This window comes from Afipia sp. OHSU_II-C1, assembly GCF_000497575.1.
GTDB lineage: Bacteria > Pseudomonadota > Alphaproteobacteria > Rhizobiales > Xanthobacteraceae > Afipia.
This window is the reverse complement of record NZ_APJI01000006.1, coordinates 564671-590428: the sequence shown is the minus strand read 5'-3', so window position 1 is coordinate 590428 and position 25758 is coordinate 564671. Positions and strand designations below refer to the sequence as shown.

Annotated in this window: 27 protein-coding genes; 14 read left to right on the top strand and 13 right to left on the bottom strand. The window is 62.5% G+C overall.

Annotated features, from left to right (window positions below; all coding sequences use genetic code 11):
• Nucleotides 1-26: 26 nt before the first annotated feature.
• Nucleotides 27-1199: an acetyl-CoA C-acetyltransferase gene (locus I554_RS0108090; RefSeq protein ID WP_024577012.1), complete on the bottom strand. Its 1173-nt coding sequence runs from the start codon at nucleotides 1197-1199 to the stop codon at nucleotides 27-29.
• A 139-nt stretch (nucleotides 1200-1338) separates the two neighbouring features.
• Here I554_RS0108090 and I554_RS0108085 point away from each other — a divergent pair, with 139 nt between their 5' ends.
• The 9 genes from I554_RS0108085 to I554_RS0108045 all read left to right on the top strand — a co-directional run bounded on the left by I554_RS0108085 (nucleotide 1339) and on the right by I554_RS0108045 (nucleotide 11042).
• Nucleotides 1339-2061 (top strand): TetR family transcriptional regulator, encoded by a 723-nt coding sequence (locus I554_RS0108085; RefSeq protein ID WP_024577011.1) that lies wholly within the window; start codon nucleotides 1339-1341, stop codon nucleotides 2059-2061.
• Between the two features lie 75 nt (nucleotides 2062-2136).
• Entirely contained in the window at nucleotides 2137-3261 is a 1125-nt protein-coding gene (locus tag I554_RS0108080) for a CaiB/BaiF CoA-transferase family protein (protein WP_024577010.1), read from the top strand.
• A gap of 43 nt (nucleotides 3262-3304) precedes the next feature.
• Entirely contained in the window at nucleotides 3305-4063 is a 759-nt protein-coding gene (locus tag I554_RS0108075; protein WP_024577009.1) for an SDR family NAD(P)-dependent oxidoreductase, read from the top strand.
• Between the two features lie 4 nt (nucleotides 4064-4067).
• Nucleotides 4068-4877: an enoyl-CoA hydratase/isomerase family protein gene (locus I554_RS0108070; protein WP_024577008.1), complete on the top strand. Its 810-nt coding sequence runs from the start codon at nucleotides 4068-4070 to the stop codon at nucleotides 4875-4877.
• Nucleotides 4878-4933: 56 nt separating this feature from the next.
• A complete protein-coding gene (locus I554_RS0108065; RefSeq protein WP_024577007.1) occupies nucleotides 4934-6811 on the top strand; it encodes an AMP-binding protein in 1878 nt (625 codons plus the stop codon).
• Nucleotides 6812-6934: 123 nt separating this feature from the next.
• Complete coding sequence (locus I554_RS0108060; RefSeq protein ID WP_024577006.1) at nucleotides 6935-8062, top strand: acyl-CoA dehydrogenase family protein; 1128 nt, start codon at nucleotides 6935-6937, stop codon at nucleotides 8060-8062.
• A 14-nt stretch (nucleotides 8063-8076) separates the two neighbouring features.
• Entirely contained in the window at nucleotides 8077-9321 is a 1245-nt protein-coding gene (locus tag I554_RS0108055) for an acyl-CoA dehydrogenase (protein ID WP_024577005.1), read from the top strand.
• Nucleotides 9322-9326: 5 nt separating this feature from the next.
• Nucleotides 9327-10022, top strand: a complete 696-nt coding sequence (locus I554_RS0108050; protein ID WP_024577004.1) for a nitroreductase — start codon at nucleotides 9327-9329, stop codon at nucleotides 10020-10022.
• 138 nt (nucleotides 10023-10160) lie between these two features.
• The gene (locus tag I554_RS0108045) at nucleotides 10161-11042 is read left to right on the top strand and encodes a haloalkane dehalogenase (protein WP_024577003.1); all 882 of its coding nucleotides are present in this window, start codon (nucleotides 10161-10163) and stop codon (nucleotides 11040-11042) included.
• Between the two features lie 9 nt (nucleotides 11043-11051).
• Here I554_RS0108045 and I554_RS0108040 read toward each other — a convergent pair whose 3' ends face one another.
• The gene (locus tag I554_RS0108040) at nucleotides 11052-11465 is read right to left on the bottom strand and encodes a GFA family protein (protein ID WP_024577002.1); all 414 of its coding nucleotides are present in this window, start codon (nucleotides 11463-11465) and stop codon (nucleotides 11052-11054) included.
• Nucleotides 11466-11682: 217 nt separating this feature from the next.
• Here I554_RS0108040 and I554_RS0108035 point away from each other — a divergent pair, with 217 nt between their 5' ends.
• Nucleotides 11683-12087 carry a hypothetical protein gene (locus I554_RS0108035; protein ID WP_024577001.1) on the top strand — a complete coding sequence of 135 codons (405 nt, stop codon included), beginning with the start codon at nucleotides 11683-11685 and terminating at the stop codon, nucleotides 12085-12087.
• A gap of 80 nt (nucleotides 12088-12167) precedes the next feature.
• Here the strand turns inward: I554_RS0108035 and I554_RS0108030 are convergent, their stop codons facing one another.
• The 3 genes from I554_RS0108030 to I554_RS0108020 form a co-directional block, all read right to left on the bottom strand.
• A complete protein-coding gene (locus I554_RS0108030) occupies nucleotides 12168-12350 on the bottom strand; it encodes a hypothetical protein (protein WP_024577000.1) in 183 nt (60 codons plus the stop codon).
• Nucleotides 12351-12417: 67 nt separating this feature from the next.
• A complete protein-coding gene (locus I554_RS0108025; RefSeq protein WP_024576999.1) occupies nucleotides 12418-12741 on the bottom strand; it encodes a YkgJ family cysteine cluster protein in 324 nt (107 codons plus the stop codon).
• A gap of 4 nt (nucleotides 12742-12745) precedes the next feature.
• Nucleotides 12746-13447: a YafY family protein gene (locus I554_RS0108020; RefSeq protein ID WP_024576998.1), complete on the bottom strand. Its 702-nt coding sequence runs from the start codon at nucleotides 13445-13447 to the stop codon at nucleotides 12746-12748.
• Between the two features lie 92 nt (nucleotides 13448-13539).
• On the opposite strand from I554_RS0108020, the gene I554_RS0108015 reads away from it, so the two are divergent.
• Nucleotides 13540-14268 (top strand): glutathione S-transferase family protein, encoded by a 729-nt coding sequence (locus I554_RS0108015; RefSeq protein ID WP_024576997.1) that lies wholly within the window; start codon nucleotides 13540-13542, stop codon nucleotides 14266-14268.
• Nucleotides 14269-14360: 92 nt separating this feature from the next.
• On the opposite strand, the gene I554_RS0108010 is transcribed toward I554_RS0108015, so the two are convergent.
• Both I554_RS0108010 and I554_RS0108005 read right to left on the bottom strand, forming a co-directional pair.
• Nucleotides 14361-14987 (bottom strand): pyridoxamine 5'-phosphate oxidase family protein, encoded by a 627-nt coding sequence (locus tag I554_RS0108010; RefSeq protein ID WP_024576996.1) that lies wholly within the window; start codon nucleotides 14985-14987, stop codon nucleotides 14361-14363.
• An 80-nt stretch (nucleotides 14988-15067) separates the two neighbouring features.
• Nucleotides 15068-15619: a carboxymuconolactone decarboxylase family protein gene (locus I554_RS0108005; protein ID WP_024576995.1), complete on the bottom strand. Its 552-nt coding sequence runs from the start codon at nucleotides 15617-15619 to the stop codon at nucleotides 15068-15070.
• Between the two features lie 123 nt (nucleotides 15620-15742).
• Here I554_RS0108005 and I554_RS0108000 point away from each other — a divergent pair, with 123 nt between their 5' ends.
• Nucleotides 15743-16642 (top strand): LysR family transcriptional regulator, encoded by a 900-nt coding sequence (locus I554_RS0108000; protein WP_024576994.1) that lies wholly within the window; start codon nucleotides 15743-15745, stop codon nucleotides 16640-16642.
• A gap of 148 nt (nucleotides 16643-16790) precedes the next feature.
• Here I554_RS0108000 and I554_RS0107995 read toward each other — a convergent pair whose 3' ends face one another.
• Nucleotides 16791-17222, bottom strand: coding sequence for a PaaI family thioesterase (locus I554_RS0107995; RefSeq protein WP_024576993.1), 432 nt, complete (start codon nucleotides 17220-17222; stop codon nucleotides 16791-16793).
• A 232-nt stretch (nucleotides 17223-17454) separates the two neighbouring features.
• Nucleotides 17455-18624, bottom strand: a complete 1170-nt coding sequence (gene pobA / locus I554_RS0107990) for a 4-hydroxybenzoate 3-monooxygenase (protein WP_024576992.1) — start codon at nucleotides 18622-18624, stop codon at nucleotides 17455-17457.
• Between the two features lie 255 nt (nucleotides 18625-18879).
• Here pobA and I554_RS0107985 point away from each other — a divergent pair, with 255 nt between their 5' ends.
• Nucleotides 18880-20025, top strand: coding sequence for an ABC transporter substrate-binding protein (locus I554_RS0107985; RefSeq protein WP_024576991.1), 1146 nt, complete (start codon nucleotides 18880-18882; stop codon nucleotides 20023-20025).
• Nucleotides 20026-20100: 75 nt separating this feature from the next.
• On the opposite strand, the gene I554_RS0107980 is transcribed toward I554_RS0107985, so the two are convergent.
• The 4 genes from I554_RS0107980 to I554_RS0107965 form a co-directional block, all read right to left on the bottom strand.
• The gene (locus tag I554_RS0107980) at nucleotides 20101-21108 is read right to left on the bottom strand and encodes an adenylate/guanylate cyclase domain-containing protein (RefSeq protein WP_024576990.1); all 1008 of its coding nucleotides are present in this window, start codon (nucleotides 21106-21108) and stop codon (nucleotides 20101-20103) included.
• Between the two features lie 275 nt (nucleotides 21109-21383).
• The gene (locus tag I554_RS0107975) at nucleotides 21384-22115 is read right to left on the bottom strand and encodes an ABC transporter ATP-binding protein (RefSeq protein WP_024576989.1); all 732 of its coding nucleotides are present in this window, start codon (nucleotides 22113-22115) and stop codon (nucleotides 21384-21386) included.
• Nucleotides 22112-23884, bottom strand: a complete 1773-nt coding sequence (locus I554_RS0107970) for a branched-chain amino acid ABC transporter ATP-binding protein/permease (RefSeq protein ID WP_024578278.1) — start codon at nucleotides 23882-23884, stop codon at nucleotides 22112-22114. The genes I554_RS0107975 and I554_RS0107970 overlap by 4 nt, the downstream gene beginning before the upstream one ends.
• A 3-nt stretch (nucleotides 23885-23887) precedes the next feature.
• Complete coding sequence (locus tag I554_RS0107965) at nucleotides 23888-24928, bottom strand: branched-chain amino acid ABC transporter permease (RefSeq protein WP_024576987.1); 1041 nt, start codon at nucleotides 24926-24928, stop codon at nucleotides 23888-23890.
• 186 nt (nucleotides 24929-25114) lie between these two features.
• On the opposite strand from I554_RS0107965, the gene I554_RS0107960 reads away from it, so the two are divergent.
• Nucleotides 25115-25636, top strand: coding sequence for a MarR family winged helix-turn-helix transcriptional regulator (locus I554_RS0107960; RefSeq protein WP_024576986.1), 522 nt, complete (start codon nucleotides 25115-25117; stop codon nucleotides 25634-25636).
• The last annotated feature ends 122 nt before the right edge of the window (nucleotides 25637-25758 follow it).

The following is a 25758-nucleotide window of genomic DNA, read 5'->3' as shown; positions in this document are numbered from 1 at the left end:
GAACCCGCCCTTTTCAAAGTCGCTGCTTACAGACGCTCGACGATGGTCACGTTGGCCATGCCGCCGCCTTCGCACATGGTCTGGAGGCCGTAGCGCTTGTTGCGCTGCTTGAGCGCGTTGACCAGCGTCGTCATCAGCTTGGTGCCGGAGCCGCCGAGTGGATGGCCGAGCGCGATCGCGCCGCCGTTGACGTTGAGTTTTGATGGGTCCGCGCCGGTGTCCTTGAGCCAGGCAGTCGGCACCGAAGCGAAGGCTTCGTTGACCTCGAACAGATCGATGTCGTCGATTTTCATGCCGGCCTTCTTCAGCGCACGGTGGGTCGCGGGGAGCGGCGCTTCCAGCATGATGACGGGGTCGCCGCCGATCATGGTCATGTGATGGATGCGCGCCAGCGGGGCGATGCCGAGCGCCTTCAGGCCTCTTTCGTTCACCACCATGACGCCGGATGCGCCGTCGCAGATCTGGCTGGCGCTGGCAGCGGTGAGCTTGCCGCCTTCCGCGATGGTCTTGACGCCGCGGATGCCTTCGATGGTCGCATCGAAGCGGATGCCTTCATCGATGCTGTGAATGTCGCTGGAGCCGTCCTCGCGTGTGAACTTCAGCGGAACGATTTCATCCTTGAACGCGCCGGCCTGCGTGGCGGCAATCGCCTTCTGGTGGCTCTGGTAGGAGTACTGGTCGAGCTCTTCCTTTGCGAGGCCGTACTTCTCCGCCATCATTTCCGCGCCGGTGAACTGGCTGAACTGGATGTTCGGATATTTCTGCTGAATGTTCGGGCTGTAATAGTTGCCGAAGCCGTTCTTCGCAGCGAGTGTCGCCGGAAGTCCCATCGGCACGCGGGTCATGCCCTCGACACCCGCGGCAATCACGATGTCCATCGAGCCGGCCATCACCGCCTGCGCCGCGAAGTGCAGCGCCTGCTGCGACGAACCGCACTGGCGGTCGACCGAGGTGCCCGGCACGCTTTCCGGGAGCTTGGACGCCATCACCGCATTGCGGGCGACGTTGTTCGACTGTTCGCCGGCCTGCATCACGCAGCCCATAATAACGTCTTCGATCTGGGCGGGATCGACGCCGGTGCGATCCACCAGCGAATCCAGCACTGAAGCTGCGAGATCGACCGGATGCCAGCCTGCGAGGCGGCCTCCCTTGCGTCCTCCTGCGGTGCGGGCGGTGGCGACGATATAGGCTTCAGCCATGGTGGTGCTCCCTGATGGATTGTTTTCGGTTGGGCGCGATTAAAGGCGCGGTGCGAGATTTAGTCAATCGGTCAATTAACTCTTGAGCGCGGCCCGATCATCGGGTTAGCTGGTGGCCCGTTATGTCCCGAGACCGCGCATGTCACCGACCCTGACCGCCAAAAAGCCGCGCCGGCCGCCATCGAAGCAGGTTCCCGAAAAGGAAGCCGCGCCGATGAATGCGACGGCTGCGAAATTGCTGGTGGCCGCCGGCGATCTGATGATCGAGCGGAACTCGACCGAGGTGTCGCTGAGCGAGATCGCGCAGAAGTCGGGCGTGAACGCGGCGCTGGTGAAGTATCACTTCGGCAACAAGGATGGTCTGCTGCTGGCGCTGCTCGCGCGCGATGCCGCCGCGGAAATGAAGAATCTCGCCTTCGTCCTCGATCAGCCGATTTCTCCGACCGAGAAAATGCGGCGGCATATCGCCGGCATCATCAATGCCTATTACCGGGTACCGTATCTGAGCCGGCTGATTCATCTGCTCCTGCATCAGGGCAGCGAGGCGACGTCAAAAGAGGTCCATCGCTTTTTCATCGATCCGCTGTTCGGCTTCGTGCGCGGGCTGCTCGAACAGGGCGTCGCCGCGGGCGAATTCCGCAAGGTCGATCCGGCGCTGTTCTACATCAGTCTCAACGGCGCCTGCGACAACCTGTTTTACGGGCGCCAGATGAATGCCCGATTCCTCGGGCCGACTGGCATCACCGACGACATCAGGCGTCAGTACATCAGGCACATGACAACGCTGTTTCTCGGCGGATTGCTGACGGACAAGGCAGGCATGTCTTTCGACACGGAAGGATCGCCGACCGGCAAGGCGTGATAGATTTCCACCAAAATAAGCAGCGTCGATAATCCGGCGCGCAAACAAGAAGACGTGAGTGCGGGAGAGAAACAGATGAAGGATCGTTCGGCGGTAACTGGTCCGCTGCGTGGCGTGCGCGTTATCGAGTTCGCAGGCATCGGGCCGGGTCCATTCGCATCGATGCTGTTGTCCGACATGGGTGCGGACGTGGTGTCGATCGCGCGGCCCGGTCAGGGCAAGCGCGATGTGCGGGATTTCGTCAATCGCGGCCGCCGTGTCATTGAACTGGACCTGAAGAATCCGGCTGACATCGCCAAGGCACTTGATCTGATTGCCGCGGCGGATGTGCTGATCGAAGGTTTTCGCCCTCAGGTGATGGAGCGGCTCGGCCTCGGGCCGGACGTCGTGCTCAAGCGCAATCCGAAACTGGTCTATGGCCGCATGACCGGCTGGGGCCAGGAAGGTCCGCTGGCGCAGGCTGCGGGTCATGACATCAATTACATCGCCATCACCGGCGCGCTGGATTCGTTCCGCGCCGCCAATGGTGAAACGGTTTCACCGCTCAATCTTGTCGGCGATTACGGCGGCGGTGCGCTGTATCTCGTCGTCGGCGTTCTGGCGGGCGTGATCGAAGCGCGAGCGTCGGGCAAGGGACAGGTGGTGGATGCCGCGATGTGCGACGGCGTCTCCAGCATGCTGACCATGTTCCATAGCATGAAGGCGACCGGGCGCTGGACCGATCAGCCGCGCACCAATCTGCTCGATGGCGGTGCGCCGTTCTACCGCACTTATGAATGCAGGGACGGCGGCTTCATGGCCATCGGCGCGCTGGAGCCGCAGTTCTATGCGGAACTGCGCAAGCTCGCGGGGCTGAGCGAGGATTGTTACGACGCGCAGATGGACCGCAAGGGCTGGCCAAATCTGCATGAAAAGATGACCGCGCTGTTCAAGAGCAAGACGCGGGATGAATGGGCGGCGATCCTCGAAGGCTCCGACGCCTGCGCCGCCGCCGTGCGCGGACTGTTCGATGCGCCAAAGCATCCGCATCTCGCTGCGCGCAAGACTTTCGTTGATATCGACGGCCATGTGCAGCCGGCCCCCGCACCGCGCTTTTCGCGCACACCGTCAAACATTCAGGGATCGCCGGCGGTGCCGCCGGTCGATGCCGCCGAAATCCTTTCGCAGTGGTCGCAAACGGCTGCCGCGAAAGCATCCTGAAGTCATCACGACTTAACAATCCGTCACACGAGGAAAACGACTTATGCAGCTCAAGGATGTTTCAGTACTCATCACCGGCGGCGGTTCGGGTCTGGGCGCGGCAACGGCGCGCGCGATGGCCGCGAAGGGCGCCAAGGTCGCCGTCATCGACATGAACAAGGAAGGCGCCGAGAAAGTCGCCGCCGAGATCAAGGGTCTCGCGCTGGTCGGCGACGTCTCGGAAGAAGCGCCGGTCAAGGAAGCCATCGCGAAGGCCGAAGCCGCACACGGCGTTATCCGCGTGCTGGTGAACTGCGCCGGCATCGGCGGCGCGGTGAAGACCGTCGGCAAGAACGGCGCGTATCCGCTGGATCACTTCTCGCGCATCATCAAGGTCAACCTGATCGGCTCGTTCAACTGCATCCGTCTCGTCGCCGAGCGCATGCAGACCGCGCCGCCGATCGGTGAGGAGCGCGGCGTCTGCATCAACACCGCCAGCGTCGCCGCCTTTGACGGCCAGATCGGCCAAGCGGCCTATTCAGCGTCGAAGGGCGGTATCGTCGGCCTGACGCTGCCGGTGGCGCGCGATCTCGCGTCGCTCAATATCCGTGTCATGACGATCGCGCCGGGACTGTTCCTGACGCCGCTGCTGATGGGCCTGTCGGAAGAAGCGCAGAAGAGCCTCGGCGCGCAGGTGCCGCATCCGGCACGTCTCGGCGATCCGAGCGAATACGCGCAGCTTGCCGTCGCCATCGTGGAGAACCCGATGCTGAACGGCGAAACCATCCGCCTTGACGGCGCGATCCGCATGGCGCCGCGCTGACGCCATGACCGCAACGCCTCTGATTGTCGAGCACGCCGACGGTGTGGACTGGGTGACCCTCAATCGCCCGGACAGCCTGAACGCGCTCGACGATCAGATGGTCGATGCGCTCAATCAGTACTTCGGCGATCTGGCACGCAACACGCGCACCCGGATCGTCGTGCTGAAGGGCGCGGGCCGGGCATTCTGCGCCGGTCTCGATCTCAAGGAGGCGATGAATCGGCGTCCGCCCGATGCACCGCCGGCCAGCGTCGCCGATGCGCTCGATCATCAGCGTTCGATCGCCGACATCGTCATGCTGATGCGGCGCTGTCCGCAGCCGATCATCGCGCTGGTGCAGGGCGCGGCGTCCGGTGGCGGCTTTGCGCTGGCGCTGGCGGCGGATATCCGCATCGCTGCAAAATCGGTGCGGATGAACTGCGCCTTTATTCGCCTTGGCCTTGGCGGCTGCGACATCGGCACCAGCTATTTCCTGCCGCGCCTTGTCGGCGTGTCCGTGGCGTCGGAACTGATTTTGACCGGGCGCTTCATCCATGCCGAGCGTGCGCATGCGGTCGGTCTTGTGTCGGAAGTCGTTGACGACGGCCAGCTCGAGGCGGCGGCTGCGCCCTATATCGAATCCATGCTGGCGGCGTCGCCGCTCGGCCTGAGGCTCTCGAAAGAATGCCTCAACATGAGCGTCGATGCGTCATCGATTGAAGCCGTGATCGCGATGGAAGACCGCAATCAGGTTCTCACGTCGCGCTCTGAGGATTTCAAGGAAGGCGTGCGCGCCTTTCTGGAGAAGAGGAAGCCTGTCTACCGCAATATGTAATTGCGAACGAACAAACAAAAGGCCTCACAAGAGGCCACGTTCAAGGGAGAAGCGAAGTGAACGCGGAGACGGCATCAGTGTTGACGAAGCCCGCATTCCGGAAGATCGACTGGTTGCCGCGCGACATCGCGGTGGAGCGTCGGGACGATGGCGTGATCGTCCTGAAGTCCCGGTTTCCGCTCGATCCGTATGAGCCGCATATTCCCGCCTCGGTGGCGAAATGGGCTGCGGCACGTCCCGATCACATCTGGCTGGCGCAGCGCAGGGGACCGGAGCGGCAATGGCACAAGGTTTCCTATGGTGACGCCAAGCGGACCATCGATGCGCTGACCCAGGCGCTGCTCGACATGAAGCTGCCCGCCGAACGCCCGGTCGCGATTCTGAGCGGCAATTCCATCGAGCACGCACTGATGACGCAGGCCGCGATGCAGGCGCGGATCCCGGCGGCGCCGGTGTCTCCGGCCTATTCGCTGATGAGTCTGGATCACGCCAAGCTGAAATACCTGTTCAATCTGGTTAAACCTGCCGTGGTGATGGTGCAGGATGGCGCGATGTTCGAGAAGGCGCTGGCCGCGCTCGATCTCGATGGCATCACGGTGATCCATGTCGATCGCGCGCCCGCGAACATCAAAAGCGTGGCCTACGCGGATCTTGCTGCAACACCGGTCACATCGGCAGTTGAAGAATCCATCGCGCAGATCACGCCAGACACTGTCGGCAAGCTGCTGTTCACGTCGGGCTCTACCGGCATGCCCAAGGCCGTCAGCAACACGCAGAAGATGATGTGCGCGAATGCCCGCATGATGATGCAGGTGCGGCCGCGCCCGGACGATGCGCCGGACGGTGTCTATCTCGACTGGATGCCGTGGAATCACACCATGGGCGGCAATGCGCTTTTCAATGTGGCGCTGACCGAAGGCGGCACGCTCTACATCGACGACGGCCGTCCGGTACCGGGCCAGTTCGAGGAAACCCTGCGCAACCTGCGTGAGATTTCGCCGACCTATTATGCCAACGTGCCAGCCGGCTACGCGGCGCTGGCGGCGGTGATGGAAAAGGATGACGCGCTGTGCCGCTCGTTCTTCGGGAATCTCGGATTGCTCGCCTATGGCGGCGCGCGGCTCCCGGATGATCTCTACGATCGCTTCCAGACACTCGCGGTGCGTACCACCGGCGAGCGTTTTGTGTTCTACACCGGCTGGGGCTCGACCGAGACCGCGCCGACATCGACAGGCACCTATTGGGACACCGAGCGCGTCGGCCTGATCGGTCTGCCGTTTCCAGGTGTCGAATTGAAGATGGTGCCGGTTGGCGCGCAGTATGAATTGCGGCTGCGCGGGGTCAATGTCACGCCGGGATATTACGGCCAGCCCGAACTGACGCAGAAGGCGTTCGACGAGGAAGGCTTCTACTGCATCGGCGATGCCGGCGTGTTCGTCGATCCGCAGGACCCGGCGCAGGGCCTGATTTTTTCGGGCCGCGTGGTCGAGGACTTCAAGCTCACCACGGGGACGTTCGTTCTTGTCGGCGCGCTGCGCACCGATGCGATCGCCGCGGCTTCGCCGGTGGTTCAGGATGCGCTGGTCGCGGGACAGGACCGCCCCTTCATCGGATTGCTGGCATGGCCCAATCTCGATTCCTGCCGCCGGCTGATCGGCGACATGAATGCGTCGATGGACACGGTGGTGAACCATCCCGAGGTCCGCGCGCATCTGCGCGACGGATTGCTGGCGCATAACCAGGCGTGCAACAACACGAGCAGCCGCCGCATTGTGCGCGCGATGCTGATGGCGGAGCCGCCGTCCATCGACGGCAACGAACTCACCGACAAGGGGTATATCAACCAGCGCGCGGGCCTGGAACGCCGCGCCGCGCTGGTCGAACAGCTTTATGCAGACCAGCCGGGACCGGACGTGATCATGCTGGATCGATAATCGTCATTGCGAGCGAAGCGAAGAAATCCATTTTTTGGAGATAACAAGATGGATTGCTTCGTCGCTTCGCTCCTCGCAATGACGAATGTGTTGACTGAACATGAATGAGAAAAGGCGAAACTCATGAACTTTGAATTCTCGGACGACCAGAAGCAATTGCGCGATCAGGCGCGGCGCTATCTCGCGGAACATTCGCCGCCGAAAGCGGTGCGCGCCGTGCTGGAAGGCAAGGCGCCCTACGACAAGGCGCTGTGGAAAGGCCTCGCCGAGATGGGCTTTCTCGGTGTCGCCATTCCGGAAGAATTCGGCGGAGCGGGCGCGGGCCATCTCGAGCTGTGCGTGATCGCCGAGGAAATGGGCCGCGCGCTGGCGCCGGTGCCGTTCTCGTCCACGATCTATCTTGCCGCCGAAGCCATCATGCTCGCGGGCAACGCCGAACAGAAGGCGAAGTGGCTGCCGAAGATCGCCTCGGGCGAAGCGATCGGCACGCTGGCGCTGTTCGAGGGCGTCGGCAATCCGTCGCACAAGGCGATCAAGGTCTCGGCCTCGCAGGGTGCGCTCTCCGGCACCAAGACGCCGGTGGCGGACGGCGCGATTGCAGATTTTGCGATCGTTGCCGCGCGCACCGGATCGACCGGCCGCGAGACCGACATCGGACTTTTCATCGTCGATCTGAACAGCGAAGGCGTGACGCGCAAGGCGCTCGCCAATCTCGATCAGGCGCATGGCCAGGCCGCGATCACGTTCAACCGCGCCAAGGCGGAGCCGCTCGGCGCGGCGAACGAAGGCTGGAGCATCCTGACCCGCGTGCTGGATCGCGCAGCTGTGCTGATGGCGTTCGAGCAGGTCGGCGGCGCCGACCGCGCGCTGGAAATGGGCCGCGACTATGCGCTCGACCGCATCGCCTTCGGCCGCCAGATCGGATCGTTCCAGGCGGTGAAGCACATCCTTGCCGACATGTATGTCTCGGCGACGCTGGCGCGCTCCAATTGCTACTACGGCGCATGGGCACTCTCGACCGACGCAGCGGAGCTGCCGGAGGCGGCGGCAACGGCCCGCATCAGCGCGACGCAGGCATTCCAGCATTGTTCGAAGAACAACATCCAGGTGCACGGCGGCATGGGCTTCACCTGGGAGTTCGACTGCCATCTGTATTACCGGCGCGCCAACGTGCTCGCGCTGTCGCTCGGAAGCCTGTCGTACTGGGAAAACCAGTTGATCGACCGCCTGCGCTTCCGCAACGCTTCTTAAGAAGGATCATTCCCATGAATTTCGATGACACCCCGCAGGAAGCCGCGTTCCGCGCCGAAGCCCGCGCCTGGATTCAGGCCAACGCACCGAAGGAACTCGAAGCCGAACTCTCGCAGCCGACCGTCGGCCGCATCAAGCTGAAGAACCGCGACATCCTGGAAGAATCCAAGAAGTGGCAGAAGAAGAAGGCCGCGGCGGGCTGGGCCTGCCTGCACTGGCCGAAGGAATTCGGCGGTCGCGGCGCATCGCCGATCGAGCGTGTGATCTGGCAGCAGGAAGAAGGTTTCTACGGCAAGCTGGAGGGCGTGTTCCTGATCGGGCAGGGCATGTGTGGTCCGACGCTGATGGCATTCGGCAGTGACGCCGACAAGAAAAAGTATCTGCCGCCGCTCGCCTCGGGCGAACACGTATGGTGTCAGTTGTTCTCCGAACCGTCGGCGGGCTCCGACGTCGCCGGTCTGCGCACCCGCGCTGAAAAGAAGGGCGACGACTGGATCATCAACGGCCAGAAGGTCTGGACCACGGGCGCGCATTTCTCCGACTACGGCATCGTCATCACGCGCACCGATCCGACCCAGCCCAAGCACAAGGGCCTGACCATGTTCTGGCTCGACATGAAGTCGCCCGGCGTCGTGGTCAAGCCGATCAAACAGGCCAATGGCCAGTCGGAATTCAACGAGGTCTACTTCACCGACGTGAAGATCCCGGACTCGCAGCGGCTCGGCAAGGTCGGCGATGGCTGGAACGTGTCGCTGACCACGCTGATGAACGAGCGCATGTCGATCGGCGCACGGCAGTCGACCGGTTTCCCGGAACTGTTCGCATTCTGCAACGACCTCATGCTGGAGGATGGTCCTGCGATCGAGGACAAGAATGTCCGCTCCAGGCTCGCGAACTGGGCGGTCAAGGCCAGCGGCCTCAAGTACACCAGCTACCGTTCGATCTCGGCGCTGTCGCGCGGCGAGCGTCCGGGCCCGGAAAACTCCATCGGCAAGTTGGTGGCCGGCACCATGCTGCAGGACATCGCGATGTTTGCGATGGACCTTCAGGGCGCGTCCGGCGCACTGACCGATGCCGACAGCCCGTCGGTCGGCGGTCAGTTCCAGTCGATCCTGCTGCGCTCGCCATCGGATCGCATAGCAGGTGGTACCGATGAAATCCTGCGCAACATCATCGCTGAGCGCGTGCTAGGCTTGCCGGGCGACATCCGCGTCGACAAGGATGTTCCCTTCAATGCCATTCCGACCAAGGGACGCTGAGCACCATGCTTGCACAACCCGACAGCCGCGACATCGAGGTCGTGGAGAAGCTGCTGGCCGCGCGGTACTCCTGCCGCGCGTTCAAGCCGGACCCGGTGCCGCGCGAGATTATCGAGCGCGTGCTGGCCGCGGCGCAGAAGACCGCGTCATGGTGCAACAGCCAGCCGTGGCAGGTCGCGATCTTTTCCGGCGATGCGGTGAAGGCTTTCGGCGAGGCGATGTACAAGGCGGCAAGCGAACGCGCGCCGCCTGTCACGGATTTCGACTTCCCGCGCGAATACAGGGGCGTCTATCTGGATCGCCGCCGCGAAAGCGGCTTCCAGCTTTACAATGCACTGGGTATCCAGCGCGGCGATAAGGCCGCCTACAACAAGCAGATGCTGGAGAATTTCCGCTTCTTCGGCGCCCCCCACGTGGCCATCATCACCAGCGACGAAGCGCTCGGCACTTACGGCGCAATCGATTGCGGCGGCTATGTCGGAAATTTCATGCTCGCCGCGCAGGCTGCGGGCCTTGCAACGATTCCGCAGGCGGCGCTCGCCGGACATGCGGACGTGGTGCGCAAGCATCTCGGCGTCGGGGAAGATCGCCGCGTGGTGTGCGGTATTTCGTTCGGCTATGCCGATACAACGCATCCCGCCAACAGCTACCGCACCAACCGCGCGACGATCCCCGAGGCAGTCACCTTCATCGGCGACTAAATTCGTGAGGGACGAAGCAATCCTGTTTCCAAAGGTGGATTGCCTCGCGGAGCCTGTCATCAGGCGGCGCTTGCGCCGACCCTTTGACTCGCAATGACGTTGAATAGTCAGTCCCTAGGGCCGGAGAACACCAAAGCCATGACCGAACAGCCGCTGTCAAAAAGGATTGTCGATGTCCTCGGTCATCGCATGGCCTACCATGAGCGCGGCGAGGGCCCGCCAATCCTGTTCCTGCATGGCAACCCGACGTCGTCCTATCTCTGGCGTGACGTCATGCCCGAGCTTGAAGGACAGGGCCGCCTGATCGCGCCGGATCTGATCGGCATGGGCGATTCCGACAAGCTGCCCGATGTGAAGCCGGATACCTATCGCTTTACCACCCACCGCGATCATCTGTGGGCCTTCATCGACGCGGTAATCGGCCCGAGCGAAAAGGTCCTGCTGGTGATTCACGACTGGGGCTCGGCGCTCGGCTTCGACTGGGCCAACCAGCATCGCGATCGTGTGCGCGGTATCGCCTATATGGAAGGTATCGTGCGGCCTGTCGCGGGCTGGGACGAGTGGAGCGAGGCGGCAACGCCGGTGTTCCAGGGTTTCCGTTCCGACAAGGGCGAGCAGATGATTCTGGAGCGCAATCTGTTCATCGAGCGTGTGTTGCCCGGCTCGGTGCTGCGCAAGCTGACCGACGCCGAGATGACGGTCTATCGCAAGCCGTTTCTTAAGTCAGAGGACCGCTGGCCGACACTGACCTGGCCGCGCCAGATCCCGATCGGCGGCGAGCCCGCCGATGTGGTCGCCATCGTCGATGCCTACGCCAAGTGGATGGCGCAGAACGATCTGCCGAAACTGTTCGTCAATGCCGAGCCCGGCGCGATCCTGATCGGCAAGGTGCGGGAGTTCTGCCGCGGCTGGAAGAACCAGACCGAGGTCACCGTTCCCGGCAGCCATTTCATTCAGGAAGATTCCGGCCCTGCGATCGGCCGCGCCATCGCAAGCTGGATCAGGGATAACCGCGTCTAGCCTTCGCCGTCACATATGCTGGTCGTATTGCGGGAGGTCGTCGGTGATGGTGAACCACGGCGCCTTCGAGCCGACGAAGATGTGTGCGGTGGGACGGATAGCAGGATCGTCGGTGAGGGTCCCCAGGGCGACATGGACGAAGGTGCCCTCACGGACGACTGAGTAGAGCAGCGAGCCGCACGTCTTGCAGTGCGCGTTGTGGCCGTTGTCCTCGCCGAAGATCAGAAGACTGTCGGCGCCTTTGGTGACGCTGAGCTTGCCGCGTTCGATCCCGGCCATCGGCTTGAACGCCGATCCCGTGGTCCGGCGGCAGTTCGCGCAGTGGCAGTTCATGGCATAGCGGAATTCGTCGGCGACGGTGTAGTGAACCGCGCCGCAGAAGCATTGTCCGGCAAGCCTGCGCTCGTTCTTGGTGTCCGTCACCACTGTCTCCTCCTGTGCCCCGCCGAATCAGCGGTTGATTCGCGCCGCGCGCGGTCCGGTTCCATCTCTCTAACATTCAATGAACGTCCGCACGAACCCGAGCGCGTGGTTAACCCTGCGTTAGGAAATTGCATTGCATCTTCCGAATATGAAGTGGCGCATGATTTTTCCGCCAAGCCGCCCATACTGGCGGGTCATGTAGCTGGGGAGAATTTCAATGTGGTCCAGCCGCGAAGCCTTTGAGAACGACGTCTGCCCGGTGGGCGACGAGATGCTCGGAAGCCTGTACCGAGCCAGCGAACATGGTCTTCCTCAACTTGTGGAATCGGTATCGGCAGACGTCAGGGCGATGCTCGCTCTGTTCTGCTACCGCCGCGCCCACCTGCACGGAATGAGCCTCGCCATCGCGGCGACCTGTACCGAACGCGATCTTGTCGAGCAGGGCGGTATCGTCGGGTCGACCTTATTCGCGATGTCGCGGGAAGCGCCATCGGCAGGACCGGCAGCGTCAGCCTATGGCAACCGGCGCAACATCACGCTTTCGACCAAGCCGCTGAGCACCTTCGCTCCGATCGCCGACGAGATCGACGATGAATCGGATCTTGCGGCGATGCCGGCATAGCAAGCTTTCGCCGGCTGCGTTCCGGCGCAGCCACGATGGCGATTGGCCGGTCCGCAGACCGGCCGCGCGGATGAATCATTTCAGCTTTGGTGTGGTCCGCGCATCATTTTCAGCGCGTCCTCGACATGCCGCCAGTCCCTGGCCTGCTCGGACTTGCCTTCCGCTTCGCACTCGGTCGCGCGTTGGGCGGCCTCTGCAATTGCCCGGGGACCATGCGCCTCCATCAATTGCCGCGCATAGTCATGAATTTCCATTTCCCGCATGGCGTCGTGCTCCCGTTCTTCGAGGTGCTGACGTATTGACGCCTGACGGTGCGGCTTGGTTCCCGGCTTACTGATCTCCGGATATGGAACCGGCAAGTTCCGGTAACCCGAAGCGCCGCCGCGCCATACCGCATTCCGGGTCGCCCGGCATGCAGGTACGGCACACTTCGGGCCGCACCTCGTATATGCCACAAGCGGTTGCGGTTCCGATCTTGCCGGTCAGCGCCGAGCACCGGTCGCCGTCACAGCGCATACCTGACAGCCGGTCGTTGACGAACTTCTCGGGAATGAGATCGAGCGCGGCGTCGTCTTCCACCGTGAAGCGCGGCCAGTTGCTCGAATAGGAGCAACAGGCGCCGCAGCTCTGGCAGGGGCTGTCGGTTGCGGTCATGGCGTCAGCGCTCGCGCATTCTGTGGTTGAGCGAGAAAGTCTTCATCCATGTCGTCCGCAGGGTTGCGCGGCGCTCGGGATACTTCTCATCCAGAAATACGGCGTCGGTCATGCGGTCGATCCGGAAGCTGCGAAAGTCTTTTCTCAGTTCGCACCAGGCGGCCAGCATCCGCACGGTTTCCAGATAGCCCACCGCGATCGGCCACACCGTGCGCCGCGTATTGCGGCCCTGTTCGTCGCGGTAGTGCAGCAGAACCTTCTTGCTGGCGTAGATATGCGCCCGTAATTGCGTCATGTCGATGCTGTCGGGCGGCGCGTCCCATTTCGGCGGTGTCCGGCTGGCGGGCTCCAGCGCCAGCGGTTGCAGCCGCTCGGGAATCGTCTCGACGATCTTGGCGATCAGGTCCTGCGCCGCCTTTGCCAGCACCGGGTCGGCCCGTCCGGCCACCCATTGCGCGCCCAGAACCGCAGCTTCGATCTCGTCCGGCGTCAGCATCAAGGGCGGCATGTCGAAGCCCTTTTCCAGCACATAGCCGGTGCCGGCCTCGCCCCGGATCGGCACGCGCTGGCCGATCAGGGTGGCGATGTCGCGGTAGATGGTGCGTTTCGAGGTTTCCAGCTCCGTCGCAATCGCCTCGGCGGTCAGCGGCTTGCGGGTGCGCCGGAGCACCTGGATGATCTGAAACAGCCGGTCGGCGCGCCTCATTCGGGTCTCGCTGGTCGCTTGCTGCTGACAGTATGGTGGCAGCAGGGGGTACCTACAAACGGGCATCTTTTCAACGCAGAAGGATGCGCCCCATGATCACCCTCTATGGCATCGGCCCCGGTTTCGGCCTTCCGGAAATCAGCCCCTATGTCACCAAGACCGAGGTCCAGCTCAGGATGGCCGGCCTGACATACGTCAAGGAACAGGCGATGCCGGACACCTCGCCCAAGGGGCAGTTGCCCTATATCGACGACGGTGATGAGCGGATCGCGGACTCCACCTTCATCCGCTTCCATCTGGAAAAGAAGCGCGGCTTCGATTTCGATGCCGCTCTCGACGAGCGCCAGCGCGCCGAGGCCTGGGCGATCGAGCGCATGATCGAAAATCATTTCAATTGGGCGTTTGTCTATACCCGCTGGATGATGCCTGAAAACTTCGCCAAGGGACCGGCGCATTTCTTCGACGGTGCGCCCGAGGCCATCCGCGACGCGCTGCGCGAGGACATTCGCGGCCGGGTCGCCGAAAACATGCGGATCGCAGGGCTGGCCCGCCACACGCCGGACGAGATCACTGAACTCGGCGTGCGCTCGCTTTCCGCGCTGTCGATGCTGCTCGGCTGGAAGCCCTATCTGATGGGCGACAAGCCTTGCGGGACCGATGCGATGGCCTTCGCATCACTGGCCGGTCTGATGACGCCGTTCTTTGATTCGCCGCTGCGCGAGCGTGCCTTGGAATTCGCCAATCTCGTCGCTTACGTGGACCGGATGATGGCGCGTTATTATCCGGAGCATCAATGGCAGCGGATGATCGCTGCGGCATGAGCCCTAGATAAATCGTCATTGCGAGGAGCAAAGCGACGAAGCAATCCAGAACCGTTGCGTTGTTCCGGATTGCTTCGCTCGCAATGACGGTCTTAGACCGTTGCTATCTTCTGCTTCAACCGCGCTACTTCCGCCTCAAGCTCCGCAATCCGCGCGTCGCGCTCGGCAATCGCTGCCGCGACGTCGGCGGCGTCGAACTTCATCGGAATGTGCTGCGGGCAGTTGCTGTCCCATGCGGTGATCCTGAACAGGATCGCCTGCTCGGGCTTCGCCTTGTAATCCTTCGGCATCAGTGCAGCGATCAAGGCCGGATCATCCTCGACCACCCGCGCCTCGCCCCAGATCTTGATCCGCCGGCGGTTCACATAGTCGATCAGAAAAATATAGGCCTTCGGATTCTCGCTGAGATTTCCCTGCGTGATGTATTGCCGGTTGCCTTTGTAGTCCGCGAAGGCCAGCGTGGTCTTGTCGAGAATCCTGATGAAGCCTGCGGGCCCGCCGCGATGCTGGATATAGGGCTGACCCTCGGCGTTCGCGGTGGCCAGAAAGAAACTGGTCTGCTCGCCGATGAAGGCGGCCAGCGCTTCATCGATCTCGGTGCGAAAACCGCCGCCGTCTTCCATATGCGCGTAACCGCCGCGCGATCCCTTGCGGGTCTGGATCGCTTTGACGGCCGGCGTAAAGGCAACGTCGCTCGAATAGGACTGGGTGGTTGTCATCTCACACCTCGTTGATTGTGCCGGCGTTCGATTGTGCCCGCCGGATGAGACGTAGTCCCACCCGGCGGCCTCTATGCAGACTAGGCCGCGGCGCGGCGCGACACGACCGGAAAGTCGATCTCGGTCTTCAGCGACTCGTTGACGTAATTCGTGAATGTGTTGATCGCGACATGGGCAATGATCTCGACGACCTGCGCATCGGTGTAGCCCGCTTGCCGGACTGCCTGCACGGCATCGTCGCCGACCTGACCACGCGCGTTCGCCAACTGCGCTGCAAAGCGCACTGCGGCGTCGGCCTTGACGTCGGCCGAGCCGCCGTTCCGGTTGGCGAGAATCTCATCGTCACTCAGCTTGGCGAGATTCTTGCCGAAATAGGAATGCGCCGACAGGCAGTAGCCGCAGCCATTGATCTCTGCGACAGCGAGGGCGATCCGCTCGCGCGTCCTGACATCGAGTGTGCCCTTGCCGAGCGCGCTGCTCATGCCAAGGTAAGCTTCAAGGCTGGCGGGACTGACGCCGACAAGGCGAAACAGGTTAGGCACTCTGCCGATCTGCTTGTTCACCGCCTCCAGCAGGGGGCGCGATTCTGCCGGGGCAGCTTCGATCGAGGTGGGGGTTGGGATCAGGGACATCAACATCATCCTTTTCGTGCGAGCCGGCCCGTTGCCGTTCGTCCTGTGAAAGGTGTGTCGTTTCCTGTTCCGAGACAATTAATGCAATTGACAGTACATAATTGCACGATATGAAATAATACCATGGACCGGATCGACGCCATGCGCGCCTTTGTTTCGGTGGCAGACCTTGAGGGGTTTGCTCCCGCTGCGCGCAAGCTTGGCCTGTCGGCGTCTGCGGTGACGCGCCTGATCGCGAGTCTGGAAAATCATCTCGGGGCCCGGCTGCTCCAGCGCACCACGCGCTCGGTGACGCTCACCGATGTCGGTGCGCGTTATCTGGAGCGGGCACGGCGGATTCTCGGCGATCTTGAGGAGGCTGAAAGTTCAGTCCAGGCCGAACGCAGCAAGCCATCGGGCCGGCTGATCGTCTCAGCGCCGCTGATGTTCGGACGGTTGCATGTCGGCCCGGTGATGTCGGCCTATCTGAAACAGTATCCTGATGTCAGCGCCGAACTGCGGCTGTCGGACCGGACGGTAAGTCTCGTAGACGAAGGGATCGACCTTGCCGTGCGCATCGGCCATCTGGCGGATTCCAGTGTGATCGCGCGTGCGGTGGGTGACATGCGGCGGGTTGTGGTGGCATCGCCGCGGTATCTCAAGGCGCACGGTACGCCGCAGAAACTGTCTGACCTCGCCGATCATGAGGTGATCCAGTTCTCGGGCAGCAGTGCGCTGGTGGAATGGCGCTTTGTCGAAGACGGGCGCGAAATCCGCGTGCCGAATACGTCGCGCTTTGCAACCAACAGCACCGATGCCGCCGTGCTCCATGCCGAGCAGGGCGGAGGCCTCATCAGTGTCCTGGCCTATCAGGTGGCGGAATCGCTCAAGGCAGGACGGCTAAAGATCGTGCTGGCGAAATACGAACTTCCACCGATGCCGATCCATCTGGTGTATCCGACCTCGCGGTTGCTCTCCGCGAAGGTCCGCGCGTTCATCGATCTCGTGGTAGCGCAGACCGACTGGCGGTTTGGTACGAAGTAGCGGCGAAGAGCGGTGCCAGATTGCATAGGTTGTCATTGCGAGGAACGCCGCGGCGAAGCAATCCAGTTTTTCTTTCCAAGAATGGTTGCTTCGCGGAGTTTATCATCGGGCCGGCGAAGCCGGACCCGTCGGCTCGCAACGACGGTCGCTATTTTTTCCGGGCAATCTTGAAGGTGGCGTTGGCGCGCGCGCAAGGTTCACCGTCGGCGGTGACCAGGCATTGCGCGAAGCAGATCGAACCGCCGATCTTCATGAAGTTGGTGTCGATCTCGAGCCACTGCCCGATATTAGCCGAGCCGAGATAATCGACCGAGAGGTTGATGGTGACCAGCCCAAGAAGATTGCCGGCTTTGAGACTGCAGCTCAGTCCCATTGCATTGTCGGCAAGCGCCGCGATCAGCCCGCCATGGATCAGCCCGCGTGAATTGGTGTGTGCCTCGGCGAGGCGAAGCCCGAGAATGTAGGCATCTGGTGTCGCCTTGAAATAGATCGGCTCCCAGGGCTCGGTGAGCGGACTGCGCCGCGGATGGCGCGCGAAGCCTTCGGGGACGGCGGCATCTGATGTTTCTGGCGTTGTCATCTCAGCTCTTTCGAATGAGTGCTGTGTGGCTCTCTCGCATCATAAAGCCGGCGTCGCGTGCGATCATTCGAAATCAAGTTTGAAACGTGAGAATGCTGGCTGTTTGAAACGGGTGGCTGTTATTTGCGTCATTGCGAGGAGCGGAGCGACGAAGCAATCCAGCTCTCCAGATCAAGAATGGATTGCTTCGCTTCGCTCGCAATGACGAAATTCCAACACGCCTTCAGGTGCGCTAGTACGGCAATCCGACATAGTTTTCCGATAACGACATCTTCGCGGCGTCGGATTCGATCAGGTAATTCAGCTCCGCGATCTGGATGCGCGAGCTGAATTCATCGGTGCCGGGGAATCGATGCAGCATCGATGTCATCCACCAGGAGAAGCGCTCGGCCTTCCACACCCGGCTCAGCGCGCGCCGCGAATAATCGTCGATACCCGCCGGGGATTTGTCGGCGTAAAACTCGCGCAGCGCGATGGAGAGATAGTGCACGTCGCTGGCGGCGAGGTTGAGTCCCTTGGCGCCCGTCGGCGGCACGATATGCGCGGCGTCGCCGGCCAGGAACAGCCGGCCGAACCGCATCGGCTCGGCGACAAAGCTCCTCAGGGGCGCGATGCTCTTTTCAATCGAGGGCCCGGTGACCAGATGATCGACGGCCTCGCGGTCCAGCCGGCGCTTCAGCTCATCCCAGAACTTATCGTCGGGCCAGTTGTCGACATGGTCGTCGAGCTTGCATTGCAGATAGTAGCGACTGCGATGCGAGGATCGCATCGAGCAGAGCGCGAAGCCGCGCTCGTGGTTGTTGTAGATCAGCTCCGGCGAGACCGGAGGCGTTTCCGACAGCAGGCCGAGCCAGCCGAACGGATAGATGCGCTCGAACGTCTTGAGCGCATCCGGCTTGACGCTCTGCCGGCTGACACCGTGGAAGCCGTCGCAGCCCGCGATAAAGTCGCAGGCGACTTCATGCGCCATGCCATCCTTGATGTAGCGCACCCGCGGCTGGCCGCTCTCGAAGTCATGCAGGCTGACATCGGCGGCGTCGTAAATGGTGGTGAGCCCGGCCTTGAGGCGCGCATCCATCAGGTCGCGGGTGACTTCGGTCTGCCCGTAGACGGTTACCGTCTTGCCGGTCGCCTGCGTCATATCGATGCGGTGGCGTGCGCCGCCGAAGGCCAGTTCGATGCCATGATGAATCAGGCCGTCATGGTGCAGCCGCTCTGCGACACCGACCTCTTCCAGCAGGCCGACGGTGCCCTGTTCGAGCACACCGGCCCGAATCCGCGCCAGGATATAGTCGCGATCCTTGCGCTCGAAAATGACATTGTCGATGCCGTAGCGGTGCAGCAACTGCCCGAGCAGCAAACCTGCCGGGCCTCCGCCGATGATGGCAACCTGTGTCCGCAATCTGTGTCTCTCCTGGCCGCCCGAATATGGTTTTGCGCATCGCTAAAATTGATTATACCAGATAACAATATCCGGAAAGGCCGTTCGAGACCTCGCGCATCATACCAATGTACATGCGGAAAGCATTGCAAATGGCCGCTAACTTGTATCTGAATGGCGGCAATCGAGACGGGATGGTGCACCGCAAATAGCCTTGTCTCGCCAATCGTTAACGACTGTCAGAAACGTCAAAAGAGACCTTCGAGGGAGGATGACATGAAGACTTTCACCTGGACCGCAGTGGTCCTTGCCGCCGCGATGGCTTTGCCGGGCGCTGCGCTCGCGCAGGACATCACCATCGGCATCAGCATCAGCACCACCGGTCCTGCGGCTGCGCTCGGCATTCCTGAAAAGAACGCGCTCGAATTCGTGCCGACTGAAATCGGCGGCGCCAAGATCAAGACCATCCTGCTGGACGACGCCGGAGACCCGACCGCGGCAACCACCAACGCGCGCCGGTTCGTCACCGAATCCAACGCCGACATCATGATCGGTTCGTCGACCACGCCGCCGTCGATCGCGATCTCGACCGTCGCCAATGAAGTCGGCGTGCCGCAGCTCAGCCTTGCGCCGCTGCCGATCACCCCGGCCCGCGAAAAGTGGACCGCCGTGCTGCCGCAGCCGGTGCCGACCATGGGCAAGGTGCTCTACGAGCACATGAAGAAGAACAACATCAAGACCGTCGGCTACATCGGCTTCTCGGATTCCTACGGTGATCTGTGGCTCAACGATCTCAAGACCCAGACCGGCGCCATGGGCGGCATCACTGTTGTTGCCGAAGAGCGTTACGCGCGCCCCGATACCTCGGTGGCGGGTCAGGTGCTGAAGCTCGTCGCGGCAAATCCCGACGCGATCCTGATCGGCGCATCGGGCACCGGCGCGGCGCTGCCGCAGTCGGCGCTGCGCGAGCGCGGCTACAAGGGCCTGATCTATCAGACCCACGGCGCGGCTTCGATGGACTTCATCCGCATCGCGGGTCCGTCGGCGGAAGGCGTCATCATGGCCGCCGGTCCGGTGATGGCTCCGGAAGGCCAGGCCGACAGCGCGCTGACCAAGAAGCCGGGTCTCGCCCTGAACGAAGTGTATGAGAAGAAGTACGGCCCCAATACCCGCAGCCAGTTCGCGGGCCATATGTACGACGCCTTTGAAGTGCTGAAACGCGTCGTGCCGGTGGCGTTGAAGACCGCCAAGCCGGGCACCCCGGAATTCCGCGAGGCGATCCGCAAGGCGTTGCTGAGCGAGAAGGAAATTGCCGCCAGCCATGGCGTCTACAATTTCACCGAGACGAACCGTTTCGGCACCGACGACCGCTCGCGCATCATCCTGACCGTCAAGAACGGCAAGTATGAACTCGTGAAGTAACGTCTCTAAGAGCGATTGCTCGATGAAATGCCCGGCCTCGCGCCGGGCATTTTGTTTAGCGGTGCGGGCACCGTGTTATGCGAGGCCCATGACGGCGAGTCCGTCGGACCTGCCGCGAATGTCGCGGACCCCGAGATCTTGCAGTGGGGCCGGCAGAGCGGATTTGAACTGATTGATCGCTGCGCGCGAGGCGACAAACCCGCCTTCGACATTGCGGCTGAGTTCTTCAAGCCGGGCGGCTGTGTTCATGACATCGCCATTAAAGACAATGGCGCGTTTGATGTCGCCGATTTCGCCGACAATCACAGGGCCGAAGTGAAGGCTGCCGCGGATTCTCGGCGCAACGCCGAATTCTTTCTCAAAACGGCTTTGAAGTTTTTGCAAGGTGTCGCGCATGGCCAGAAAGCAGCGCAGCGGCCGGCAATCCACTACGCCCGAGGCTTCCGACCAGGTCACGATGATCTCGTCGCCGACATAGTTCAGCACCTCGCCCCGGCAATCGATGATCGGTCCGGTCAGGCTCCGGAACGTCTTGTCCAGAAAACTATGGATTCCAAGGCCGTCGAGGCGGTCGGCGAGAGCCGTCGAACCTGCAATGTCGACGAACAGGACAAACCGGCTTTCCTCGACCGGTGTGTGGTATCGTCCAGTGACCAGATGGAGGAAGGCGCGCGGTCCGATGATGTTGCTGATCGCGAACAGCAGGTTCAGCGCGATTGCAAACACGGCCGAGAAGATAATGGGCGTCCAGACATTCTGATTGGGGTCCGGCGTCAGGCCGGCGATCAGAACGCCGAGATCGAAATACTGCACGGGAATGATCACAGCCGCATAGAACGCGCTGCGGACGGCGAGGCTTGCAGTGAGCGGAAGGCTTCCCAGCCAGTCGCGCAACGGCCCCGACGAGGCGAGAAGCTCGAATGTGCCGATCGCGCCGCTGATCAGAACACCGTAAATGATGCCGATGGCAAGTTGCGACGGCGAAAAGCCGACGCGGGCGACAACAAAGATGATTCCGCCAAGCGCCCCGGTTCCGAGAATTGCCGTTAAGAAACGCAGCTTTCGCTGTGACCGCGCGTCCATGACCGAAGTGCCCCCGCACCAGGATGTTGCCGGGGCCAGTATCGGGCAGAACGGAGCAGATTGTTAGATGGTTTTGGCAGACAACGCTGGGTGACCCTGAGGATCGTTGGAGCTGAAACAAACACGATGTCGTCCCCGCGTAGGCGGGGACCCATACTCCCTGTCGGTGTTATTTGTGCAAGGGGCCAACACAGCGGCTCTAAAAGCTAACTTAGAGGTTATGGGTCCCCGCTTTCGCGGGGACGACCCACGTTGATAAAGCGGCCTTGGTGTTCTTACAGCCTGCTCTGTTCGTCGTGTTGGAATCCGAGATAGCTTGCCACCACGCGCTGGTCGCCGCTGATTTCCTTCGCTGAGCCGCTCATGATGAACTCTCCAAGCTCCATGACATAGGCGCGGTCGGCGATCTCAAGTGCGGCGCGGGCGTTCTGTTCCACCAGCAGCACGGACACGCCGGCCTGCCGCAGTTCGCCGATGGTGCGGAAAATGTCCGCCACAATCAGCGGCGCGAGGCCAAGCGACGGCTCGTCCAGCATCAGCAGTCGCGGCTGGCTCATCAGCGCGCGGCCCATGGCCAGCATCTGCTGCTCGCCGCCCGAGAGCGTGCCTGCAAGCTGGGTGCGGCGCTCCTTCAGGCGCGGGAATAGCGCAAAGACACGCTCCTGTTCGCTGGCGGCCTTTGCGCGCGGCACACGGAAGCCGCCGAGTTGCAGGTTCTCCTCGACCGTCATGGTGCCGAACAGCTCGCGGTGCTCTGGCACAATGCAAAGTCCTGCCGCGACCCGGTCCTCGATATCGAGACGCGAGATCTGCTGGCCGGAGAAAACCACGCTACCGGAGAGCGGCAGAATTCCCATGATGGCGTTGAGCAGCGTGGTCTTGCCCGCGCCGTTGGCGCCGACAATGGTCACGATCTCGTCGGCGTTGACATCGAGCGAGACGCCGCGCACGGCTTCGACCTTGCCGTAGGCGATGTGCGCATTCTCGACGGACAGCAGCCTGGTCATGATGCCGTCCCCAGATAGGCCTTGATCACATCGGGATTGGCGCGAATGGCCATTGGCGTGCCCTCGGCGATCTTGGTGCCGAATTCCAGCACGACGATGCGGTCCGCGATGTCCATCACAAAGCCCATGTCATGTTCGACCAGAAGCACCGACATGCCTTCGGCGCGCAACTGGCGCAGCAGCGACGCCAGCTTCTGCTTCTCCATATGGCGCAGGCCTGCGGCGGGCTCGTCGAGCAGCAGTAGGATCGGATCGACGCAGAGCGCGCGGGCGATTTCAACGATACGCTGCTGGCCGAGCGACAGGCTGCCCGCAAGCTGGTGGATTTGGCTGGCGAGGCCAACGCGCTCGATCCGTCGTGCGGCTTCGGCGAGCAGCGCGGCCTCGTCCTTGCGGTCGAGGCGCAGCATGCTGGCGATGGCGCCGGCATGGCCGCGCAGATGCGCGCCGATCGCGACGTTCTCCAATACGCTCATGTCGGGAACGAGTTTGACATGCTGGAAGGTGCGGGCGACGCCGAGTTTTGCAATCTCCTGCGGTGGCGCGTTGTCGACGTTGCGGCCGAGAACGGAAATCGTGCCGCCCGACGAGCGCAGCACGCCGGTGATGAGGTTGAATGTGGTGCTCTTGCCCGCGCCATTGGGGCCGATCAGCGCGACGATCTCGCCGGCCTTCACGTTAAAGGACACATCATTGACCGCGATCACGCCGCCGAACTGTTTGCGCGCGGCCTGAACGTCCAGCAGCGTTTCGGACGCCGGAACCGCCTTGCTGCGCGGCGGCAGTGCCAGTGCATTCTTCGGCAGAGGTAGTTTTCCGGTGTCCAGTTTGAGCAGGGCGGCGAGGCGTGGCCACATGCCGCCAGGCGCGGCCTGCAGCAGTGCCACCAGCAGGATGCCGAAGATCACGGTTTCGAGCTGTGCCGAGCCGTGAAACACCACAGGCAGATAACTCTGCAGGATTTCCTTGAGCACGACCACAATGCCAGCGCCGAGCACTGCGCCCCAGACGTAGCCCGCGCCGCCGACCACCGCGATGAACAGATATTCGATGCCGGCATTGAGGCCGAACGGCGTCGGATTCACCGCGCGCTGGAAATGTGCGTACAGCCAGCCGGACAGCCCGGCGAGCACGGCGGCGTAGATGAAGACCAGCAGCTTCGCCCGCGCGGTCTGTACGCCGAAAGCTTCCGCCGCGATATGGCCGCGGCGCAGTGCGCGGATCGCGCGGCCGGTCCGCGAGTCGAGCAGGTTCACCGTTAGCAGCGCGCAGACGATCACCGCGAACCAGATCGCGAAATAGATCCTGCCGGGATCGGTCAGTTGCAGTCCGCCGATCGCCAGCGGCGGAATGCCCGAGATGCCGTCGTTGCGTCCGACCAGCTCCAGCTTGCTGAACAGATAAAAGAGACTGATGCCCCAGGCGATGGTGCCGAGCGGGAGATAATGACCGGACAGGCGCACCGTGATCAGACCGAGGATCACCGCCGCCACGCCGCTGACAATCAGCGACAGCGGCAATGTCAGCCACGGTGACAGGCCATAGGACGTTGTCAGGACCGCGGTGGTGTAAGCGCCGAAACCGCAGAACGCGGCCTGACCGAATGATGTGAGGCCGCCGACACCGGTCAGCAGCACAAGGCCCATCGCCACCAGCGCGGCCAGCCCGATATTGTCGAGCAGCACGATCCAGAACGGCGGCATGCCGGGAATGAACGGAATCACCGCCATCACCAGCGCGAAAATCATCATGCCCCAGCGTTGTGCCATCGCTTAATCCTCTTCCTCTTCGACTTCTGGCGAAGCCAGCGAGCGCAGGATCAGGACCGGCAGCAGCAGCGTGAAGACGATGACCTCCTTGAAGTTGCTGGCGTAGAACGACGAGAACGCCTCGACGATGCCGACCACGAGCGCGGCGGTGGCGGTGAGGGGATAGCTGACGAGGCCGCCGATGATCGCGGCGACGAAGCCTTTCAGGCCGATCAGGAATCCGGTGTCGTAGTAGATCGTGGTGATCGGGACGATCAGGATTCCGGAGATGGTTCCGATCACGGCGGCGAGCAGAAACGCGACCTGTCCCGACAGGGTGGTGCGGATGCCGACAATGCGCGCGCCAAGGCGGTTGACTGCGGTGGCGCGCAGCGCCTTGCCGTACAGCGTGTAGCCGAACAGCAGCCACAGCCCGACGATCAGCAGAATGGTGATGGCGTAGATCGCGATGCTCTGGCCGGTGAAGCGCAACGGCCCGATGGTGAAGGCGGCGGTGGAGATCGCCGGCGCGCGCAGGCCTTCCGCGCCGAAGAAGGCGAGGCCCAGTCCCTGCAGCGCCAGATGCATGCCGACCGATGCGATCAGCAGCACCAGCACCGACGCATGGGCGATGGGCTGGTAGGCGATGCGATAGAGATAGAGGCCGATCGGAGCGACGATGACGATCGACAGCAGGAAGTTGACGGCGACATTGTTCTGCCGTCCCGCCAGCGCGGTCGCGAGGGCCCAGATCGCCAGTGGCAGCACAATGTTAAGCGCCAGCGAGCGAACGAACTTGCCGGCGCTCATCGTGTTGCGTCCGGCGATCATGTCGAAGGCGAAAGCAACCACGCCCATGCCCAGCGCAAGCAGGGTGGTGCCCGGCACCTTGCCGGTGGCCAGCATGGCATAGGTCAGTGCGCCGAAGGTGACGAATTCGCCTTGCGGGATCAGGATGACGCGGGTCACCGCGAACACCAGAACGAGCGCGAGCCCGAGCAGCGCATAGATCGCGCCGCTGGTTATTCCGTCCTGCAACAGGAACAGAAGGATCGTGCTATCCAAGGGGTCCCCTCAAGCGTCGCGCGCATACGGAGTGAAGGGTCCGCTGCACCCAGCGCGGCGGTTGAATTCCGCCATCGCTATTTGATATGTTTTATAACGATTATCGAGTATAATCACAAGTCTCGGCCGCCTTGGGAAGTCGAGGCGCCCTTATAGCAAGAGCAGACCGACGACAGGAAGCGCACGATGGCAGTTTCCAGGACCGCGAGCACCGCTGCCGCCAAAGCCAAGAAGCGTCCGGCCGCGGCGCGCACGCGGACGGTATCGCCTGCCGCCCCGATCCGGATCGGGGATCTTGCGGACTTCCTCGGCTATTCGCTCAAGCGCGCGCAACTGCGGATTTTCGACGACTTCATCGGTTGCGTCGCGGCGCTGCAACTGACACCGGCGCAGTTCTCGGTCCTGATGCTGGTGGACGCCAATCCCGGACGGAACCAGACCGAGATCGCCTCGACGCTCGGCATTCTGCGGCCGAATTTCGTCGCCATGCTGGATGAACTGGAAAGCCGGGATCTCTGTGTCCGGGTTCGCTCCAGCAGCGACCGCCGCTCCCATATCCTGAAGCTGACGGACAAGGGCCGTGCGGTCCTGTCCCGCGCCAGGAAGCTGATCGAAACCCGGCACGAAGCGCGCCTTAAGGAACTGCTGGGAGAGGATAACCGCATCCTGCTGCTGGCGATGCTCGGCAAGATCGCGCAGGAGTTTTAGCGGGCATCGCGTCCAGCGCGATCTTTCCCCGCGCCGTCCCCGCGAAAGCGGGGACCCATACTCCCTGTCATCACTATTCTGGTGATTATGGGTCCCCGCTTTCGCGGGGACGACATCGGACG

Bases quoted from the DNA above. Each gene is read 5' to 3' on its own strand.
- I554_RS0108090 (WP_024577012.1), bottom strand. From the start codon at position 1,199: ATGGCTGAAGCCTATATCGTCGCCACCGCCCGCACCGCAGGAGGACGC.
- I554_RS0108085 (WP_024577011.1), top strand. From the start codon at position 1,339: ATGTCACCGACCCTGACCGCCAAAAAGCCGCGCCGGCCGCCATCGAAG.
- I554_RS0108080 (WP_024577010.1), top strand. From the start codon at position 2,137: ATGAAGGATCGTTCGGCGGTAACTGGTCCGCTGCGTGGCGTGCGCGTT.
- I554_RS0108075 (WP_024577009.1), top strand. From the start codon at position 3,305: ATGCAGCTCAAGGATGTTTCAGTACTCATCACCGGCGGCGGTTCGGGT.
- I554_RS0108070 (WP_024577008.1), top strand. From the start codon at position 4,068: ATGACCGCAACGCCTCTGATTGTCGAGCACGCCGACGGTGTGGACTGG.
- I554_RS0108060 (WP_024577006.1), top strand. From the start codon at position 6,935: ATGAACTTTGAATTCTCGGACGACCAGAAGCAATTGCGCGATCAGGCG.
- I554_RS0108055 (WP_024577005.1), top strand. From the start codon at position 8,077: ATGAATTTCGATGACACCCCGCAGGAAGCCGCGTTCCGCGCCGAAGCC.
- I554_RS0108050 (WP_024577004.1), top strand. From the start codon at position 9,327: ATGCTTGCACAACCCGACAGCCGCGACATCGAGGTCGTGGAGAAGCTG.
- I554_RS0108045 (WP_024577003.1), top strand. From the start codon at position 10,161: ATGACCGAACAGCCGCTGTCAAAAAGGATTGTCGATGTCCTCGGTCAT.
- I554_RS0108035 (WP_024577001.1), top strand. From the start codon at position 11,683: ATGTGGTCCAGCCGCGAAGCCTTTGAGAACGACGTCTGCCCGGTGGGC.
- I554_RS0108030 (WP_024577000.1), bottom strand. From the start codon at position 12,350: ATGCGGGAAATGGAAATTCATGACTATGCGCGGCAATTGATGGAGGCG.
- I554_RS0108025 (WP_024576999.1), bottom strand. From the start codon at position 12,741: ATGACCGCAACCGACAGCCCCTGCCAGAGCTGCGGCGCCTGTTGCTCC.
- I554_RS0108020 (WP_024576998.1), bottom strand. From the start codon at position 13,447: ATGAGGCGCGCCGACCGGCTGTTTCAGATCATCCAGGTGCTCCGGCGC.
- I554_RS0108015 (WP_024576997.1), top strand. From the start codon at position 13,540: ATGATCACCCTCTATGGCATCGGCCCCGGTTTCGGCCTTCCGGAAATC.
- I554_RS0108010 (WP_024576996.1), bottom strand. From the start codon at position 14,987: ATGACAACCACCCAGTCCTATTCGAGCGACGTTGCCTTTACGCCGGCC.
- I554_RS0108005 (WP_024576995.1), bottom strand. From the start codon at position 15,619: ATGTCCCTGATCCCAACCCCCACCTCGATCGAAGCTGCCCCGGCAGAA.
- I554_RS0108000 (WP_024576994.1), top strand. From the start codon at position 15,743: ATGGACCGGATCGACGCCATGCGCGCCTTTGTTTCGGTGGCAGACCTT.
- I554_RS0107995 (WP_024576993.1), bottom strand. From the start codon at position 17,222: ATGACAACGCCAGAAACATCAGATGCCGCCGTCCCCGAAGGCTTCGCG.
- I554_RS0107985 (WP_024576991.1), top strand. From the start codon at position 18,880: ATGAAGACTTTCACCTGGACCGCAGTGGTCCTTGCCGCCGCGATGGCT.
- I554_RS0107980 (WP_024576990.1), bottom strand. From the start codon at position 21,108: ATGGACGCGCGGTCACAGCGAAAGCTGCGTTTCTTAACGGCAATTCTC.
- I554_RS0107975 (WP_024576989.1), bottom strand. From the start codon at position 22,115: ATGACCAGGCTGCTGTCCGTCGAGAATGCGCACATCGCCTACGGCAAG.
- I554_RS0107970 (WP_024578278.1), bottom strand. From the start codon at position 23,884: ATGGCACAACGCTGGGGCATGATGATTTTCGCGCTGGTGATGGCGGTG.
- I554_RS0107960 (WP_024576986.1), top strand. From the start codon at position 25,115: ATGGCAGTTTCCAGGACCGCGAGCACCGCTGCCGCCAAAGCCAAGAAG.